A 17,203-nucleotide genomic window follows, 5' to 3' on the forward strand; every position below is an offset into this window, starting at 1 on the left:
ATATAAAGATTTTAATCACATTCAATGGGTCAACAATAAACTTATAACTTATATAAACCTATAAATACAACTTCATTGGTGCAAAATATGAGTCAACCATTGGCATCCATTATCACCGCAGGTCTATCTAAATTTGGCAAAAGAGAAGGGCTATACAGTAGAGAACTATTCGCTGAAGCTCTCACTGAAGCTCTAGATCGATGTCCAAATATTCAATTGAAAGACATTCAAGCTGCCTTTATTGGCCAAATGAGTGGATCCTTCGAACATCAAGAACATACAGCCCCCACTCTGTTAGAATGGAGCAATCTATTAAGTTGCGAGGGATTTAGAATAGAAAGTGCATGTGCATCCTCTGGAGTTGCTTTACATACAGGTGTTATAGCCATAGCTTCTGGATTATATGACATTGTACTTGTGGGTGGAGTAGAGAAAATGACCCATAGAAGTACTCCCGAAGCCACAGATATACTTGCAATGGCTGCAGACTTCCCATTTGAACAGTGGCATGGACTGACATTCCCAGGACTATATGCACTCATGGCAGTGGCACACATGCATAGATATGGAACAACAGAAGAGCAAATGGCCCTAGTCGCAGTTAAAAATCATGGCAATGCACTATTAAATCCAAAAGCCCACATGCAAAGGGAAGTTACAATTGAAAAGGTTTTATCATCGAGAATGATTGCATGGCCATTAAAACTATATGATTGCTCATTAATTTCAGATGGAGCAGCATGCCTAATATTAACTAGACCAGAAATAGCGAGAAAATATACTGATACGCCAGTAAATATAATTGGTGTTGGACATGCCAATGACACCATAGGTTTATATGCAAGGGAAAGTCTAACAAGCCTAAAAGCAACTAAAATCGCAGCGGAAAAAGCCTATAAAATGGCAGGAATTGAACCAAAAGATGTTAATGTAGCTGAGGTCCATGATTGTTTCACCATAGCTGAAATAATAGCATATGAAGATCTAGGATTCTGCAAACCAGGGGAGGGAGGAAAACTAATTGAAGAAGGGGAAACCCTCATTGGAGGAAGAATCCCAGTAAATACAAGCGGTGGATTAAAAGCTAAGGGACATCCAGTAGGAGCAACGGGGGCTGCCCAAGCCTATGAAATATATCTGCAATTAACTGGAGAAGCTGGTAAAAGGCAAATCAATAACGCTGAAATTGGATTAACACATAATGTTGGAGGTTCAGGAGCATCAGCAGTAATCCACATATTTAGGAGAGGTGATTAAATGGAGGAAAAACCTTTCACAATTGAAAGCTTCTATGAATTCTGCAATCAAGAAAGATTAATGGGTGCAAAATGCCTGAAATGTGGAGAAATCCATGTTCCCCCAAAACCTTCATGTATAAAATGTGGATCAAATAATTTTAAATGGATTGAGTTAAAAGGAATAGGTGAAATAGTCTCCTACACTATAATACATGTTGCTCCACCAAGATTTATGGATCTAACACCCTATGCAGTAGGAATTATTAAACTTGAGGAAGGAGTAAAAATTCCAAGTATGATAAGAAATGTTAAATTTGAAGAATTAAAAATTGGACTAAAAGTCAAAGTAAAATTTGAAAAAACCAACTATGAGAAATGGCCAAAATGGACTAGATATTACTTCGCACCAATCTAGATTGGACATCTTCAAAGATAAATTACTAGAAGTAAGTCTAACATTAAACAAACACTTTTTATTATTGTTAAAACTATTGTCACTTAAAGTTAATTTCAATAGAAAGTAAACTTTTATTTCTCGATTTAACGTATATTTTTCGATAACTTTAACTTTTAGCATGACAAATTTTAATTGTGAATATTAATTGGAGAAATTGGATTGAACTACTCATTGCAATTACTTCATCAGCCCTAATATTTGTATACCCAGACTACGATCTAGAAACTATAATAGTACTCGGCTTTATACCAAGCATATTCATAATACTCCATGAATATACACATAAAATTATAGCTGAAAAATATGGTAAGATGAATGTAGAGATAAGAGCCTATATTCCAGGAATACTTATGGGAGTGATAATTGCTATTAAAACTAAAGGTTCATTCACCCTAATATTACCAACCTATACTAAATGGGAAGAACCAGCATCACCGTTAGAAACACTTTTTCATCACTTTCCAGAGAAAATTGCTAAAGAGAAGTATTTAGAGAGGCTAAGAAATGAAGCTAATATAGCAATTAGTGGACCAGCAATTAATGGATTAATTTCTGTTTTAGCTATAATAATGCTGTTAACAATAAAGTCTATTTACAGAAGTTATCAGAAATACTTAATTAGCAATATAAACAATGACTTTTTCTTTCTACTACCAATAATATTATTAAATTTAGCACTGTTTAACGGACTATTATCATTCATTAATCTAATTCCAATACCAATACCCATAATGACAGTGATGCCATACAAAATTCAATTTACAGATGGATTAATATTCATGTTAAATTCAGTAGAACTACTCAAAGCAAAGAAATATGGTGAAGTTCCCTGGATCAAACTTATACTATCAGTAATTGGAGCACTTATATATCTATTAATGGAGTTTACTGGGCTAATAATAAATGAAATATTCAATGCATATGATGTGATAATTGGTTAATTACTCATCAAGCACCCAACATGACTATTATAACACAAATACTTAAGTAAAAACCTAAATTGATGGATTATGATCTTCCAGCAGATGCTGGACTCCTCTTACTAGACAAATGTATATGTATATCAAGCATACCGGTAACACTTGAAGAAATACCTACATCAACATTAATAATAGGTTCAGCTTTGGGAATATCCAATATTCCAGCCCTAATTAATAGCTGAGACTTAAGAATTAAACCCAAATATACTCTTAATCAAGTTTAAAATTAAAATTTAAAATTTAAAATTAAACTTATATTATATTATATCAAGTTTAATTGATATAATATAATTTCTAGTAGAGAGAGAAGCTGAAACTCGAGAAAGAGCAAATTGAGAGGTCTGTATTGTTTTCTAAATAACTTTATGTTTGGATTGTTTGTTAGCTTTTTTATATGTCAAATTTAGAGTGTTGAGCTGTGTTTTATTTTACCAGTATTGTGGTTTTTCGCTTTCTCTGATAATTGTTGGTGGGTCATTTTTATGTCTCCAGAGGCCTTTTCTAAAACTTATGGCGATAATGCCTAGTTCATCTATTACATAATCACTTAATAGGACTTCCTCTATGTAAGGATTGACAATTAGTGTGCATGGGATTTCTACTCTTACTTCATTATTAATGATTAGTTGTAGTTTAGCTTCTATATTGAATGTGTAAACGTTTATTTCTCCTCCAGCAGTTATTACTTCTTCGCTTTGTATTTCTTTTGATGGAGGCCAAAGATTTAATTCTTTGGCTAGAGCTATGGGTATGCATATGTCTGGCTTATCGCTTTCAAATCCAGAATTCATTAGTGCTGAGGTTTCAATAACTTTATTACCTACAATTATTTTAATTTTAAGTCTAATGCCCACTTATTCAACCCTCACATATTTAACTACTTTACCAGTTTTCCTCATGTATCCTATAAATTTAATTCTTCGCTTCATTCTTCTCAACATCTTTAACCTTTGAATCACATTAGCATATTTTTTCATATTCTATCACTATAACCATGTAAGTTAAGAGTAATTATTAAATCTAACCTAAGACTTCCTAAATAATCATAAAATTATGTTTTAAGGATATCTATCTAAATTTAACCCCCAGTGACCAGTCAAACCTCAAAAGTCACTTCAGATATTCAGCAAATAAATTATAAAAGACTGTGGACCTACAAAGATTAAATTGTAAAATCTAGAAGTTTACATCTAGATATCCTCTACTAAAGTTAAAAGTCTTATAAGTTTACTTTCTTAGAAAGAATTGTGATGACTATGTGTGAGGCTATGATAAGGGTTTAATTATTACTTCCTGATCATTAATTTAGGTTCATGCAATTGAATTACTTTAAATTTAATGTTGTTAATGTTACTTTATTAGTGTGAATTTAGGTTTGTCAGCTGGTTTAATGAATATGGAGAAGTCAGGACAATAGAGCTCACACATTCTACAACCAATACATTTCTCGGGAAACTTTGCCTCAGCATAGTTATAACCTCTACTATTAAAGTTAGAGCTACTAATTAAAACTTGTACTGGACAAAGTCCAATACAGATTCCGCAACCTTTACATCTTTCAGCAATGACTACTATTTCGAAGCTTTTGGCTTTCTTTGATTGTAAACTGCTTGACTGCACGTTTTACACCTTTAATAACTATTCGTCTCCACTATCGTAAAAACTTTATGAATTTACATTCGATAAGTAGATTATTAAATTACGTAAAAATCAACTATAAAGTTAATTGCAATTCAGAATAATTTCGAGTTTCAAGATAAATATATACTCTACGCTTAATGTTTACGATATTTCATCAATATAATTTCATGTTAAGTTAAATTAAGTTCATAATTATAATGTATAAGTCAAAATAATTGAGACAGACTAAACAGCTGAAATACTTATTGTTTTCTAGATGGATGTAAAATAGACAGGATACTCCATTAAAATACCCAAATCATATGAAGTATGTGACATCAATTAGAGCTTTAAGCAATCCAGATACATTAAAGGAAAATAGATGAAAATAGAAATGAGTATCATAATACCAGAATAATGTGAATTTATGTAAAAGGCTAGCGGGGTTAAACTATTAAGGTCATGAGATACACTTTTAATTGATAACTATGCCAATGATGAATCGTGATTATAGAGAGTTAATTGATTTTACTAGGAAGCTGATTCAGACTAGAAGTTTACCTGGTGAAGAAGGTGAAGTTGCTGAGCTTATTGCAAGCAAAATGGAGGAATTAAAGTATGATAGCGTTGAAATGGATGGTATTGGAAATGTTATTGGCAAAATTGAGGGCTATCATGATAAACCAGTAGTTATGTTTAATGGACATATGGATCATGTTGCTGCTGGTCCTAGAGAAAAGTGGCGAGTTGACCCATATTCTGCTGAAATTATTAATGACGCTATTTGGGGTAGAGCTGCAGCTGATATGAAAGGTGCATTGGCATCTATGATTTTCGCTGGAGGAAAATTAGCGGAAAAATTCAAAGACAAACTTAGTGGAACAGTTTATGTAACTTGTGTTGTAATGGAGGAACCGTCATTAGAATGTATTGGAATGAAATATTTGTTTGAGAAGGATAAATTAAAAGCCGACTATGTAGTTATAGGTGAGGCGACAAATTTTGACATTGCTATTGGTGGCCGTGGAAGAATAGAGGTTGAAATTAAAACTTATGGTAAAGCATGCCATAGCTCAGCTCCTTGGCGAGGAATAAATGCACTTTATAAAATGGCTAAAGTTTTATTAAAACTAGAAAAACTTAATGAAGAATTGCCGTCACATCCAATTTTAGGTAAAAGTTCATTAGCAGTTACAGCTATCAGTTGCCGTCCAGGTATCCCAGACTATGACACAATCCCAGATGAAGCAACAATAATTCTAGAAAGAAGACTAGTTCCACCTGAAAATGAAGAAACAGCTTTACATCAATTTCAAGAATTACTAAATGAATTGGCAAGAGAAGACCCAAAATTTAAGGCATCAGTAAAAATACGTGAAGTCAAAGTTAATGATTACCGCGGCAATACCCATATCTTGAAAAAAGTTATGGGTAGACCATGGATTATAGATGAAAATCATCCATTTGTTCAAGAAGCAGTCAAAATAGTAGAGAAAGTTATCGGCCGTAAACCTAAAACCAAACCATACACCTTCGGTACAGATGCCAATTATACTGCAGGAGTACTAGGAATACCAACAATTGGAATTGGACCAGGAGAGGAAAAGTACACCCACACATACGAAGACCACATTAAAATTAGAGACCTAATTAATGCTTATCGAATATATTCTAAATTAATGCTGAGATTGGCTGGAAGAGTAATTAGATGAAAACTACTTAATTTTATTAGAGGTAAAGCGCAATATTACCTAGGTGCTAAAATTTTGCGAAGAGAAGCTAGAGATTGGCTTGACGGATCAATTATAGATTTTGAAGAAGCTTGGTCTGCATTTAGGAATAGAAGATATAACTGGGCTTTATTTGCTGCTCATCAAGCAGTCGAGAAAGCTTTGAACGCAGCCTTCATTGTCCTAAAGAGAATTAGTCCACACAAAACTCATGATCTCTCCAGACTTCTAAGTGAACTCTCAATAAGTATGCCTGAAAACTTAAAAATTGAAATTACAGAATTATCACCCTACTACACTATAGCTAGATATCCCAACTCTGGGCTAGAAAGACCATGGGAAAGTATTAGCAAGGAAACAGCTGAAAGATTATTAAAAGTTGCCGAGGAAGCTGTCAAACATATTAGAAAACTACTCAAAGCTAAATAAACTAAAATTACCGTTAAAGATTAAAAATATTGCGTAAATTTCTACTTCAAATTAGAGAAGAAATCGGTGAAGAAACCATAGTCTATCTAATAGGAAGCTATGCCAGAGGTGACTGGTTATTAAATAGTGACTTAGACTTAATAGTAATATCAGAAAAATTTAGAAACCTAAGCGTAGGTAAAAGATATGCCCTAATCAGGAAACTTCTCCCCCAAGATATCTCGGTAGAACTCCTACTATACACACCTGAAGAATTCAGAAAAATAAAGAAGAAGAGCATATTATTGCAGGATATTGAGAAGTATTGGGTAAAGTTGCAAATAAATTAAAACTACTACCCTAGTTTTAATTTTTGATGAAGCAGATAGGGTTGATCAATGTTTAATTATTGACATGTTTAAGATGAAAGAAGAAATTTACTCTCCTATAATTAATCATTAACAGTTGGAATCTTAAATTTAGAGGTTATTGAACCAGTTAATAACTCAATTGTCTCTGTAGATTATTCAACTCAAATTATAGATGAAGATTTAAGATGTCTCAGAGTGAGATATTATACTTCTTTTATTGCTGATTTGAGTAAAGCCAGAAAAAGTTTAGTTAGAATAACGTACAGAGTTCATGCCATATTAGACCTAATAGGATACATCCCATTAAAGCAGGAAACTAATCAAATTTAATTAACTTCCATTTCTCTATTGCTCTTCCATCAGGCAGAAATACTGGGTCACCAATCATTTTAGCCTTCATATTATACTGTTTAAGGATAGCAAACATTAGAGCTGTTGAAATATGTGCAGGTACCCGTCCTTGCTGAATTAATTTTTTAGCTCCCGGAGTTATTATCGGGTCTTTCATCACATATTCTATTTCATCTTCACCTATACGATTAACCTCAATATACTCAACATAGCCCATCTCTTTAAGCCAACTAGCCATTCTTCTCAATGCTTCAAATGGTTCAGTTTCACTTGTAATTCCAAGTTTATCCTTAACTTCATGGAAAACTACTTCTCCAGCTCTCCAGACAACCTCCCAAGTCTTCTCCCCAAGTAAATCATATACCGCATAATAAACTCCATACATGATTAAATCAACAAACTCAGGCTTCACTGCTTTCTCCATATACATCACCCAGTAAAAATACTATGCAATATTATTCATTTAAACACTTGCTATTAATGATCCGCTTAAACTATATGTTTTAGGTAAGAATGTTCAATATTAATAAACTATAGCAGAGATGGCGCTGATGCTCATTTAATTGAAGAAGACTTAAAAGTATATAATGGAACCTATAAAATTAGATTAGTTAATTCAAACAAAACAACTTATATTGATAGAATAATACTATTAGCAATAGATTTGATACACCAATCACTAAGGCAGTAAGTAGAAATAGTGGAGAAGTAATAAAATCCTAAAACAAAAGATAAGTCCTATGTGAAGCTAAAACTAGGAGAATCAATAGTAATAGGCTTTAAAGTTGAAAAGATACTTTGCAAGAAGTTCAAGCATATCTTAATAGTTGTAGGAAGGCAAATATTAGCGGGAAATAAATCTGTTCTTGAGGTGGGATTTATTTGTCTTCTAAAACTTCTAGTATTCCTGGTTTTGTGATGTTTATGTTCATTTGGGTGATAGTTTGTATATTTCTTAATCTTGGAACTTTAGGACCCTTTGCAATCGTAATACTTATTCCTAGCCTAATTCCGTTATTCTTAGCTTTTCGTATTTTAATGGGAGATTTGAGATGTCTTCGGATTGCATATATTTTGAATGTTATGGCTTCTATTTCAACAATAATTTATATTGCAACTTATCTTAAACATGATTATTATGAAGCTTGGTTCCTTATACCATTATCACTGGGGACATTTATGCCAACACAACTTATAGCTGTATTGGGAGGACACTACGCTTATGAATATGGCTTAACACTACCGGTAACCATTGCAATAATAATCACAAACATAGTCATATATATTATAATTAAAGCAATATTGAGAAATAAGGAAGTTAGAAAACATTTTAGGATAAACTTAGAAGTATAGAATTCACTTATGCTAAAATTGATATAATTTACACGATTCTTTTTACTCTGAAATTAAAATGTTATGCTACAAGAAGTAAACGAAATAGTCTTAGAAGAACTTTTTACATTAGGGGATAAAAATTTTATCTTTTTTAATCTTTAGCTTAATCCTAACTCTCTTTTACTATTTGATTGTTGTTTGTGAAAATCTAAACACCCCTGCATGATCATAATAGACTCCAAAAGCCCCCCATCATAGACCTCGGCTTACAAATCATTTCTCGTATCTCCAATCCATATTTAGGATGGAAAACTTGGTCTGAATAGGAAGGCTTAATGACAGCCGCCGTGTCTAATCCCTGCCCTATCCCACCAAAGGCCACCACTTCTCTGTCGATGGGGACTTCGCCACTATCCGCTGCTGTCAATGTTGTGAATAATGCCTCCTTCATGACAGTCCTAGGAGTACTTACACATAGATGCTTGGCTAGGGATCTATTAATATCATAGCCTATATCCGTTGTCTGAATAACCGGTACACCTAGTTCTTGTAATTTCTTACGAATGGTTAAATCAAAGGTAACGGTCTTAAGATCTTGACCTTTCCTCTCCTCTCAACGGGCTTTAAGTTCAGGTATCTCACGCCAATGCGGTATGTCTGGGAGTTCTTCAGAGACGTTCCAAGCTCCACCTGCGCGGAAGGTTACACAAACAAGACGCAGCCTTCCCAGCACACCTATAATCCGCATCCTCTCTACAGCCAGCCAAACACTCTTTTCAGTAAGTGAGGATATAACAATGTGTTCAATGCCAAGTTCAAGGGCCTGTGCAATCCATAACTCTAAGGTTTTTTCAGTGTTAACTGGCCCTGGTCTATCAAAGTAGAAGATCTCCTTACTAGTCACTTTTCACATATTTCCAATAAGTGAATACCATCTACTTTTCTTAACCTAACATATTTAAATAAATTGAAGCTAAACTTGAAGCAACCTCTAGTTATTAGTTAAAGGTTACTTATTTTATGGTTTGTGCAAATATTATTGTGAATCCGAAGGGGTCTTGAATGGCAAATTCCCGAATCCCGTAGGGTTGGTCTATTGGTTCCATTATGATCTTCACCTTGTCTTTGATTTGATTATATAGAGTATTGGCATCTTCAACATAAATGTAGGCTATGAAATTTGCGGGTAATTTTGAAATCATAACTTTGCTAGAATACCATCTTTGAGTTGCTTTCTTTTCTGAAAACATTATTTCAATATTTCCAAGCCGGAGAGAAGCCCATTCAAGGGGAGGTTTTTGAGGAAAAGTATCTTGGAGTTTCGCTTTAAAAACACTAATATACCATGTTATTGCTTCATCTACATTCTCCACAAGAAGCATTGGAGCTATTCCCAAATACATAATGACTCCACCTACTTGATTGAGACACTCTAATTGCCTATAATTCTAAGATGAACTTATAAGTTAGGTTTGTATAGGGATTATATTTAGAGGTGTATGTGATTGCCAAAATTAACTCCAGGTCCAAACCCTCCTAATGAATTATATGTAATAGTGGAGATACCGAAGGGTTCAAATGTTAAGTATGAATTGAAAATTGATTCTGGATTAATAATGGTTGATAGGATACTTTATACTGCAATGGCTTATCCATATAATTATGGGATTATTCCGAGTACGTTGATGCCTGATGGTGAGGCCCTTGATACTCTCATAATTATTAATGAAGTTTTGTTTCCTGGAACGATAGTTAAAGTTAGACCTGTGGGTATTTTGGAGATGGAAGATGAACGTGGTATAGATCATAAGCTTATTGTTGTTCCCACAAGTGATGTTGACCCAACATTTGATAAGGTTAGAGATTTAGATGATTTACCTGAATTTATATTAAGTCAAATTAAACATTTCTTTGAACATTATAAGGATTTAGAGCCGCATAAATGGTCTAGAGTTAGAAGATTTTTAAAAGCTGAAGAAGCCAAGAAGATAATTTTGGAGGCTATAGAACGATTTAAAAGGAAGACTTCTTAAATTATTCTAGATATGACAGGTGAAATTGAGGTTAAAGTTAAATTCCTTTCAACTCTAAGAGATATTGTCGGTTTAAAAGAAGCTCTTGTCAATGTGCCCAAAAGTTCAACTTTAGGAGACGTATTAAATATTCTAAAGAAGAAGTGGCCTAGACTCCACATAATCGATGTTGAAAGTGAGGGGCCAATAATCACTTTACTTAATGGAGTAGCAGTGAAACTGGACACTAAAATCAATGAAAATGATGAAATAGTGTTAATGCCTCCTGCATCGGGAGGATTATGAATAATTAATTTAATGTAGTTTTTCAATTATGAAATTTGTAATCTTCCTTATAGTCTTGCTAGCTGGAGAGTTTGGAATAATTCTTACGTAGGGAATGCCCTCTAGTGTAGATTTAATAATTCTTGGGTCATATGGTATTTCAAAAATGTTTTTAATATTGTTTTTTAATGCTGTTTTTTTAACTTCATTTTTTAATGCATTAGGAATGTTAGATCTATTGATTATTACACATCCTTGAAGATTTAATTTTTTTAGAGCGTTAACCATTAATTTCAGAGTGAATATTCCTAGGGGGGTTGGTTCAGATACTATGAAGGCTATGTCTGCGTGTCGTAACGCTTGTATGACAGTGTTTTGTATTCCTGGAGCTGTATCAATTATTATAACTTCATATTTGTTTGCTTCATTCCATTTTCTGAATATTTTATTCATTAATGATCTAACTACAATTGGAGATCTTGCTTCGCCTACTATTAACTCTGCTCCTATGAGAGAAAGATTTTTTCTTGAACCCTTAAAAATTGTTCCAAGAACTTTGCCTTTATCTATAATTGCATTTGTTGGACAAATAATTTTGCAACCTTTACATCCAGAGCATCGATCTATTAGAAGTATAGGTTTTTCTCCAGGCTTCATTATTAATGCATGTTCTGGACAAAACTTTACACATTTTCCACATTTAATACACTTCTCATCTATTATTTCTGGTGCAAAAGCTTTAATTTCATCAATTTTACTTGTCTTTAATCCTAATAGTAGAGAGTCGTTAGGATTGTCGACATCTGCATCGATGAGGAGTGTCTTAAAGTTGTTGCTGATTACTTCAGCTAAATTAATAGAGATGGTTGATTTGCCAGCTCCACCTTTCCCTCCTGTTATCGCAACTGTAATATTCTTCTTCATATCTCAATCCTCTCTAACAGGTTTTCAAATGCATTTATAAGGGCGATGGATGCACTAGCCTTCGAGTTAAATTCAATTATTGGTTTTCTCTGTGCAACAGCTTTTACAACCTCAAAGTCTAATGGTATCTTGCCTAGAATATCTATATCTGGATATTCATTAACTATTAATTCTTCAATTCTACCTGTGAAATCACTTATATCATGTTTGTTTACAATTATTCCAATGGGAACTTTAAAGTGTTTGGCTACCTCAATTACTCTTAATGCACCTTTCAATGAGGGTGGTGTAGGTTCAACAACTATTATAGCATAACTTACACCTATAAGAGTCGCAATTACTGGGCATCCTATTCCCGGAGCACCGTCAGTTACAATAACTTCAACATTTTTATCTTCAGCAATTTTTGAAGCTTCATTTCTTACTACTCCAACCAGTAGACCTGAATTATGTTCTCCAACTTCTAACTGTGCAGTTACTAATGGAAAACCATAAGTAGTATCCCCGACAATTAGCTCTCCAGTCTTACTTTTCAAAATTTCTATAGCATCAACTGGACACACTAACTTACATACTCCACATCCTTCACACATATAGGGTAAAACTTTAATTTCATCTAGCTTTGTGCGAAGTATTGCATCATAGACACACTTCTCAATACATCTTCCACACCTTATACATTTATCTGGATCTATAACTGCCTTCTTTGACACAACAACCTCTTCTCTTCTATACGTGTTTTTAAGTGGAACTAAGAGTTTCAGACTAGGTGTGTCAACATCAGCATCTGAAGCAATAATCCCAATACCCTTATAGAAAAGATAATATGTTAAACTGGCTGATACTGTAGTTTTACCTACTCCCCCCTTACCACTTACAATGGCAATTTCAAAAATTTTCTTCAAAATATCTGCCTCAATGCATCTCTAACTTTGATGTTAGGAGGAACTGTAACCAATTTAATTCCCAAGCTCTGAAGTACTTGCATTGCATTAGGTCCAAATCTACCAGCCACAGCGACATTGACTCCCATATTAGTTATAAATTGTGCAACTGCTACTCCAACTCCATGTGGCTGATATAGAAATCTATTAGGCTCAATTCTAACATTTTTTATTTCAGACCCTTCAATATCAATAATGGTAAAGGTAGGAGCTCTACCAAATCGCATTGAAACAAAGTCGTCAAGCCCACCTCTACCTTGACATGCAATTGCAACTCTAATTACTCCCGACTTTTTCTCAATCTTCTTAGGGAAAGTGACTTGAGATTGAGGAATGTAAGGATATGGGGGAGGTATGAAAGGAGGATATGGATATGCGGGTCTACGCCGTCTCATAAACATTCTATCTACATGTTCACATTCAGATAATTCAAGTGAATATGGCATCAATTTGTTGTTCTTGATTTCATCAATTAATTCATTGAGATTATTAGCCTTAGTTATGAAAATGTTAATCCCCTTAGATTGAAATACACTAGCAGCTCTAGGACCAATACCCTTCACAACAACTGCGTCAATGTCATACATATCCACTAAGTCATGTGCTCCACATCTCTCTCCATGTTCGAGCATTAAACTTTTCACTTTTAAATCAACTTGACCATTAGTTGTAATGGTTACTATCGCATAGTATGGTGCTCTTCCAAAGTGTGAAGATATAACAGAATTTAATTCGTTATTATTTTCTAAAGGAACTAGAAAACGCATATATACATCACCATTACTTCAATGCAAGGTGATATAAAGTGATATTTATAAATTTTGTGCCATAACACGAAATTAAAACATCTACTAAGCTGTTAAAAATATTGGCCTACCTTCAATAAGAGCTTGAGTTACCTTTCTACGAGCACTCTCTAGACATCTCCATAAAGATCCTCTTGACAATCCCATTTTTTTAGCAGCAGATTCTTGATTCATCTTTTCAAGGTAAACTAGTCTTAAAGCCTCAACTTCGTCTGGAGTTAAATAAACTGGTTCACCTTCAATTGGAACCCTAAATTCATCTAGAGGAATGAACATTACTGCTCTAGGTTGCATTCCAATAATTCTAGGCTTCGGGGGGCGACCAGGTCCTCTATGTCTCCTACGCCATCTCCAAGGTGGGCCTCTCATATAAACACCAGTCCAGTAATGAATAATCATACATCACATAATTAATTTACTCTTAAACAGGAAAATGCTTAAAGGAAGAGTAAAGCGAGTATTAATGGTGATATTATGGTAAAAATAATGCATTTTAGTGAAATCCCACTAGAAGAAGTGAAGGAAAGTGGTGTAAAAAATGTTTATGTTAGATGGTTTACATAGACTTGTAAGTTTAGGTTAAATTTATAAAGGGTTACAGGTAAAGTTTAATGTGAAATGATGGAAGATTTAACCCCTAAAATTAGAAGGCTGATTGAAGAAGATGAAACAATAAGGAGAATGGCATATCAAATTTACAGTAGAAGTGAAAGCATCACAACAGTAACAAATTATGTTAAACATTTAATGGAGTTTGCAAGGTTTATGCAGGTTGAAATTCCAATGCAAATTCCAGTTGAAAAGGTGGATTGGGAGAAAACCATTAATGATTATATTAACTACCTCCTACATGAAAGGCGACTGGCTAGAAGTTCAGTTCAAACCTATGTGGCTGCTCTTCGAAAATGGTTGGAAGCAAATTTAAGCAAAGAGAAGTGGCTGAACATTGACTGGAGGCTAATTAAACTTCCAAGTGGAAGGCGGGTTGAAAGAGATCAAACTCCAAGCAGGGAGGACTTAAAGCTTATTTTGAAGGCAGCAAACCTAAAAATGAAAGCCATTATATTAACTTTAATTTCATCTGGCTTACGTGTGGGCACACTGGTTTTCATTAGACTTAAAGACATCTACATTTACCGTCAAGGACAACTTAAACCTTTAATTGAAGCCTTAAACAACAATGTTGAAATAAGTGGAGATGACATTGGAGTTATTAGAGTCAGCCCTGAAATAAGCAAAATGGCAGATAAACCATACATAGCCTTCCTAACAGCTGAAGCATTAAAACATATAATGTTATATTTAAAGAAAAGGGAGAAGAAGGGAGAAGAGTTAAAACCTGAAAGCCTATTATTCCCAAGTAAAATGGGAGGCGCAATGAACCCCCTAAGTATATCCATGGCTTGGACACGCCATCTAAAAACAGTTGGAAAAGCAGTAAAAACAACACGTATAAAGAGGACTAGGAAAAAAATAATAGAAGAAAAGGGCAGATGGCACACATACCATATACACACCCTTAGAAAATACTATTCCACATGGAGCAAAATAGCTGGAATGAACCCCACACTAGTTGAATTCACCATGGGACATAAACGAGGAGTTGAAAGTGTATATGAAGATTACGGGAACATTGAAAACCCACAACTACTAAAACAAATAGTAAATGAATATAGGAAAACCATACCCTACCTAACCATCATGGAGGTAAGCAGGGAAAAATTAAGAGAATTAGAGCGAAGACTTGAAGAAGAAAGAGTTAGAAGAAAAGAGTTAGAAGAGAAATATATGGATTTAATAAGGAAAATTGAGTATTTAACTAGGAAGCTAAAGGAATTTGAAAAGAAAACAGTTAACAGTAGCTACTTCATGTAATTAACAATATATATCAATTAACTAATAATATTGCGTTGATGAACGTATTTTATTTTTGTGTGTGAGAGATATTTCTAGCTAGATGATCTATATGAAATGAAGCCTATTATTAATGCTGAAACTATGATTATTGGTAGTATTGCCATTAAACTTGTTGAACTCCAAAAATTACTTACAAAGTCATTAAAGGCTTGAAGACCACTAGTGTTATTTAATATTTGTTGACCGGTTGTTTCAAGTTGGCCTACAATCATATACATGCACATTAATGTGACGATTAATGTAATCATTCCAGTAAGAGCAATCTGAACTGTAGTGAAACCCTTTCTTCCCATTAACTTTAACTTCTCAATTACCCTCACATAAATCACCTATGAAAATCAATTGAGGAGAGGATTATTAAAGATAAATTACTTCGACTTTTCTTTAGCTCTAGTTCTAAGGTTTTGATGGCAAATGGGACATATAGGGCGCTTAACTTTCCCCTTACTAAACTTTGCTTCATGCTTAGGGATCCATCTTCTACAAATACTACAATAATAGTATATGTCATATATTTTGGGGAGTGAATTCCTATATTTAGAGATGAGCTTGACAATTACATCATCAATACTTTTAGCTGATCTAAAACGCTTCTTAAGTTTAAGCAACTCCATGTAAGTGGAGGCTTTAACTTTAATTGTTTTAAGATTGCTCATTTTCGCTATTTCCCCCTAGGCTCTTTATTGCAAATACTACCACTCTTAATGATCTTAGAGCGGGGTTGATAATATTCGCAACTTTCAGCTAATGTTGAAGGTGTAATGAAAGTTCCTTTTACTTCACATGTTTGCTTAATGCAATGAATACAATATATACATAGTTTAGTGACATTAGTGACGTTAGTGACATTAATATAGGTTTGAGAGGCGTTTTTTCTGTTTTCTTCTTTTAATAATTCATATTTTGAGATTGAATTTGAGTTAATTTCTTTTTCTTTTTTTAATTCAAAAGTTAAATTATTTGAAGTTATATGTTGATTTTCACGTTTTTTAACCTCTTTTCCTCCTATATTAACGTCACTAATGTCACTAATGTCACTACCATAGAGATTGATTAATTCATCTAGTTTTTCCTTTGTTATTGTCCATAATCTTTTGTTTGATGTTCTTTTTTGTTTTAATCCTAGACTGCTTAGTTTTCTCCCGATTTTCCTTGGAGACCATGTTTTTTCAAATTCTTTATCACTATATTCCCCTTTATCGGATACATATATTTCTTTTAATTTTCCGTATAGTGTCGAGGCTGTAAATTCTATTTCATTTTCATTTATGTTGAAAAGACCATATATTGCTGTTAATATTTCCTTTTCTTTTCTATATAGTTCTCTTTCTCTATTTTTTATGTCTTCAACCATATATTCATAAACATTCTCATAGATGTCTTCTCCAAGTAATTTAGCTATTGTTAGTAGTGGAAGCCATATTTCTAGATCTCTTCCAATAAATTTTTCGGTTAATTTGCTGAATATTTCATTCATTGTTTGATGGACTTTCCATGAAAGTGTTAGTCTTGAAAGATAGAGTTCGTCTCTTATTTCAGTTAATTCTTGTGGTGTTGGTTCTACTCCTTTTAGTTTTGGGTTTCTGCTTTTCTTCATTATGATGGTTATTGTTCTCTGCTTCATAAACTCTCTTATGTCTTCGGTTGAATTGAATATGCATGGATAATAGCTTTCCAGCATTTCAAGAATATTTTTATCAATGTTTACTCTTGGAATTTTGAAGCCTTTTTTATATCCTGCTCCAACTAGTTTCATCATTTTTCCAGTTGATTTAAAGACATGGTCATCTAGTCCATAGGTGAAGCCGAAGGCTGAAGCCCCTCT

General features: G+C 33.7%; 26 protein-coding genes. 11 read left to right on the top strand and 15 right to left on the bottom strand.

The window, feature by feature from the left end:
- The first annotated feature begins 87 nt into the window (after positions 1-87).
- The 3 genes from ACW8TM_RS06755 to ACW8TM_RS06765 all read left to right on the top strand — a co-directional run bounded on the left by ACW8TM_RS06755 (position 88) and on the right by ACW8TM_RS06765 (position 2,636).
- Positions 88-1,257 carry a thiolase family protein gene (locus ACW8TM_RS06755; protein ID WP_491532521.1) on the top strand — a complete coding sequence of 390 codons (1,170 nt, stop codon included), beginning with the start codon at positions 88-90 and terminating at the stop codon, positions 1,255-1,257.
- Positions 1,258-1,653 (top strand): Zn-ribbon domain-containing OB-fold protein, encoded by a 396-nt coding sequence (locus ACW8TM_RS06760; protein ID WP_491532522.1) that lies wholly within the window; start codon positions 1,258-1,260, stop codon positions 1,651-1,653.
- Positions 1,654-1,829: 176 nt separating this feature from the next.
- Entirely contained in the window at positions 1,830-2,636 is an 807-nt protein-coding gene (locus ACW8TM_RS06765) for a hypothetical protein (protein WP_491532523.1), read from the top strand.
- A 67-nt stretch (positions 2,637-2,703) separates the two neighbouring features.
- On the opposite strand, the gene ACW8TM_RS06770 is transcribed toward ACW8TM_RS06765, so the two are convergent.
- The 4 genes from ACW8TM_RS06770 to ACW8TM_RS06785 form a co-directional block, all read right to left on the bottom strand.
- Positions 2,704-2,877 carry a hypothetical protein gene (locus ACW8TM_RS06770; protein WP_491532524.1) on the bottom strand — a complete coding sequence of 58 codons (174 nt, stop codon included), beginning with the start codon at positions 2,875-2,877 and terminating at the stop codon, positions 2,704-2,706.
- Between the two features lie 226 nt (positions 2,878-3,103).
- Entirely contained in the window at positions 3,104-3,529 is a 426-nt protein-coding gene (locus tag ACW8TM_RS06775) for a hypothetical protein (protein WP_491532525.1), read from the bottom strand.
- Positions 3,530-3,652, bottom strand: a complete 123-nt coding sequence (locus tag ACW8TM_RS06780) for a hypothetical protein (protein WP_491532526.1) — start codon at positions 3,650-3,652, stop codon at positions 3,530-3,532.
- Between the two features lie 373 nt (positions 3,653-4,025).
- Positions 4,026-4,295, bottom strand: coding sequence for a 4Fe-4S binding protein (locus tag ACW8TM_RS06785; protein ID WP_491532527.1), 270 nt, complete (start codon positions 4,293-4,295; stop codon positions 4,026-4,028).
- Positions 4,296-4,783: 488 nt separating this feature from the next.
- On the opposite strand from ACW8TM_RS06785, the gene ACW8TM_RS06790 reads away from it, so the two are divergent.
- The 4 genes from ACW8TM_RS06790 to ACW8TM_RS06805 all read left to right on the top strand — a co-directional run bounded on the left by ACW8TM_RS06790 (position 4,784) and on the right by ACW8TM_RS06805 (position 7,134).
- The gene (locus ACW8TM_RS06790) at positions 4,784-6,007 is read left to right on the top strand and encodes a YgeY family selenium metabolism-linked hydrolase (protein ID WP_491532528.1); all 1,224 of its coding nucleotides are present in this window, start codon (positions 4,784-4,786) and stop codon (positions 6,005-6,007) included.
- A gap of 54 nt (positions 6,008-6,061) precedes the next feature.
- Entirely contained in the window at positions 6,062-6,454 is a 393-nt protein-coding gene (locus ACW8TM_RS06795; RefSeq protein ID WP_491532529.1) for a HEPN domain-containing protein, read from the top strand.
- A gap of 29 nt (positions 6,455-6,483) precedes the next feature.
- The gene (locus ACW8TM_RS06800) at positions 6,484-6,783 is read left to right on the top strand and encodes a nucleotidyltransferase domain-containing protein (RefSeq protein ID WP_491532530.1); all 300 of its coding nucleotides are present in this window, start codon (positions 6,484-6,486) and stop codon (positions 6,781-6,783) included.
- A gap of 216 nt (positions 6,784-6,999) precedes the next feature.
- A complete protein-coding gene (locus ACW8TM_RS06805) occupies positions 7,000-7,134 on the top strand; it encodes a hypothetical protein (protein ID WP_491532531.1) in 135 nt (44 codons plus the stop codon).
- Here ACW8TM_RS06805 and ACW8TM_RS06810 read toward each other — a convergent pair.
- Positions 7,121-7,579, bottom strand: coding sequence for a hypothetical protein (locus tag ACW8TM_RS06810; protein WP_491532532.1), 459 nt, complete (start codon positions 7,577-7,579; stop codon positions 7,121-7,123). The two genes, ACW8TM_RS06805 and ACW8TM_RS06810, sit on opposite strands and share 14 nt — an antisense overlap.
- Positions 7,580-8,037: 458 nt before the next feature.
- On the opposite strand from ACW8TM_RS06810, the gene ACW8TM_RS06815 reads away from it, so the two are divergent.
- Entirely contained in the window at positions 8,038-8,508 is a 471-nt protein-coding gene (locus ACW8TM_RS06815) for a hypothetical protein (RefSeq protein ID WP_491532533.1), read from the top strand.
- 208 nt (positions 8,509-8,716) lie between these two features.
- Here the strand turns inward: ACW8TM_RS06815 and ACW8TM_RS06820 are convergent, their stop codons facing one another.
- From ACW8TM_RS06820 to ACW8TM_RS06830, 3 genes are all read right to left on the bottom strand, one after another.
- Complete coding sequence (locus ACW8TM_RS06820) at positions 8,717-8,917, bottom strand: hypothetical protein (RefSeq protein ID WP_491532534.1); 201 nt, start codon at positions 8,915-8,917, stop codon at positions 8,717-8,719.
- Positions 8,918-9,103: 186 nt separating this feature from the next.
- A complete protein-coding gene (locus ACW8TM_RS06825; RefSeq protein ID WP_491532535.1) occupies positions 9,104-9,394 on the bottom strand; it encodes a hypothetical protein in 291 nt (96 codons plus the stop codon).
- A gap of 109 nt (positions 9,395-9,503) precedes the next feature.
- On the bottom strand, positions 9,504-9,893 hold the full coding sequence (locus ACW8TM_RS06830) for a VOC family protein (RefSeq protein WP_491532536.1): 390 nt from the start codon (positions 9,891-9,893) through the stop codon (positions 9,504-9,506).
- A 102-nt stretch (positions 9,894-9,995) separates the two neighbouring features.
- Here ACW8TM_RS06830 and ppa point away from each other — a divergent pair, with 102 nt between their 5' ends.
- Together ppa and ACW8TM_RS06840 are read left to right on the top strand one after the other, a co-directional pair.
- Positions 9,996-10,523 carry an inorganic diphosphatase gene (ppa, locus tag ACW8TM_RS06835; protein WP_491532537.1) on the top strand — a complete coding sequence of 176 codons (528 nt, stop codon included), beginning with the start codon at positions 9,996-9,998 and terminating at the stop codon, positions 10,521-10,523.
- A gap of 12 nt (positions 10,524-10,535) precedes the next feature.
- Positions 10,536-10,808: a MoaD/ThiS family protein gene (locus ACW8TM_RS06840; RefSeq protein WP_491532538.1), complete on the top strand. Its 273-nt coding sequence runs from the start codon at positions 10,536-10,538 to the stop codon at positions 10,806-10,808.
- A gap of 9 nt (positions 10,809-10,817) precedes the next feature.
- Here ACW8TM_RS06840 and ACW8TM_RS06845 read toward each other — a convergent pair whose 3' ends face one another.
- From ACW8TM_RS06845 to ACW8TM_RS06860, 4 genes are all read right to left on the bottom strand, one after another.
- Entirely contained in the window at positions 10,818-11,711 is an 894-nt protein-coding gene (locus tag ACW8TM_RS06845; protein ID WP_491532539.1) for a P-loop NTPase, read from the bottom strand.
- The gene (locus ACW8TM_RS06850; RefSeq protein ID WP_491532540.1) at positions 11,708-12,616 is read right to left on the bottom strand and encodes a nucleotide-binding protein; all 909 of its coding nucleotides are present in this window, start codon (positions 12,614-12,616) and stop codon (positions 11,708-11,710) included. Before ACW8TM_RS06850 ends, ACW8TM_RS06845 begins: the two co-directional genes overlap by 4 nt.
- Positions 12,613-13,422, bottom strand: a complete 810-nt coding sequence (locus ACW8TM_RS06855) for a NifB/NifX family molybdenum-iron cluster-binding protein (RefSeq protein ID WP_491532541.1) — start codon at positions 13,420-13,422, stop codon at positions 12,613-12,615. The genes ACW8TM_RS06850 and ACW8TM_RS06855 overlap by 4 nt, the downstream gene beginning before the upstream one ends.
- Before the next feature lie 84 nt (positions 13,423-13,506).
- Positions 13,507-13,830: a DUF134 domain-containing protein gene (locus ACW8TM_RS06860; protein WP_491532542.1), complete on the bottom strand. Its 324-nt coding sequence runs from the start codon at positions 13,828-13,830 to the stop codon at positions 13,507-13,509.
- 252 nt (positions 13,831-14,082) lie between these two features.
- Here ACW8TM_RS06860 and ACW8TM_RS06865 point away from each other — a divergent pair, with 252 nt between their 5' ends.
- Positions 14,083-15,336 carry a tyrosine-type recombinase/integrase gene (locus ACW8TM_RS06865; protein WP_491532543.1) on the top strand — a complete coding sequence of 418 codons (1,254 nt, stop codon included), beginning with the start codon at positions 14,083-14,085 and terminating at the stop codon, positions 15,334-15,336.
- 74 nt (positions 15,337-15,410) lie between these two features.
- Here the strand turns inward: ACW8TM_RS06865 and ACW8TM_RS06870 are convergent, their stop codons facing one another.
- The 3 genes from ACW8TM_RS06870 to ACW8TM_RS06880 form a co-directional block, all read right to left on the bottom strand.
- Positions 15,411-15,698: a hypothetical protein gene (locus tag ACW8TM_RS06870; protein ID WP_491532544.1), complete on the bottom strand. Its 288-nt coding sequence runs from the start codon at positions 15,696-15,698 to the stop codon at positions 15,411-15,413.
- 48 nt (positions 15,699-15,746) lie between these two features.
- Complete coding sequence (locus ACW8TM_RS06875) at positions 15,747-16,034, bottom strand: hypothetical protein (RefSeq protein ID WP_491532545.1); 288 nt, start codon at positions 16,032-16,034, stop codon at positions 15,747-15,749.
- 5 nt (positions 16,035-16,039) lie between these two features.
- The coding region (locus ACW8TM_RS06880; RefSeq protein ID WP_491532546.1) for a hypothetical protein at positions 16,040-17,203 on the bottom strand (1,164 nt) is incomplete at its 5' end.

It is taken from the genome of Candidatus Culexmicrobium sp. (assembly GCF_058356305.1).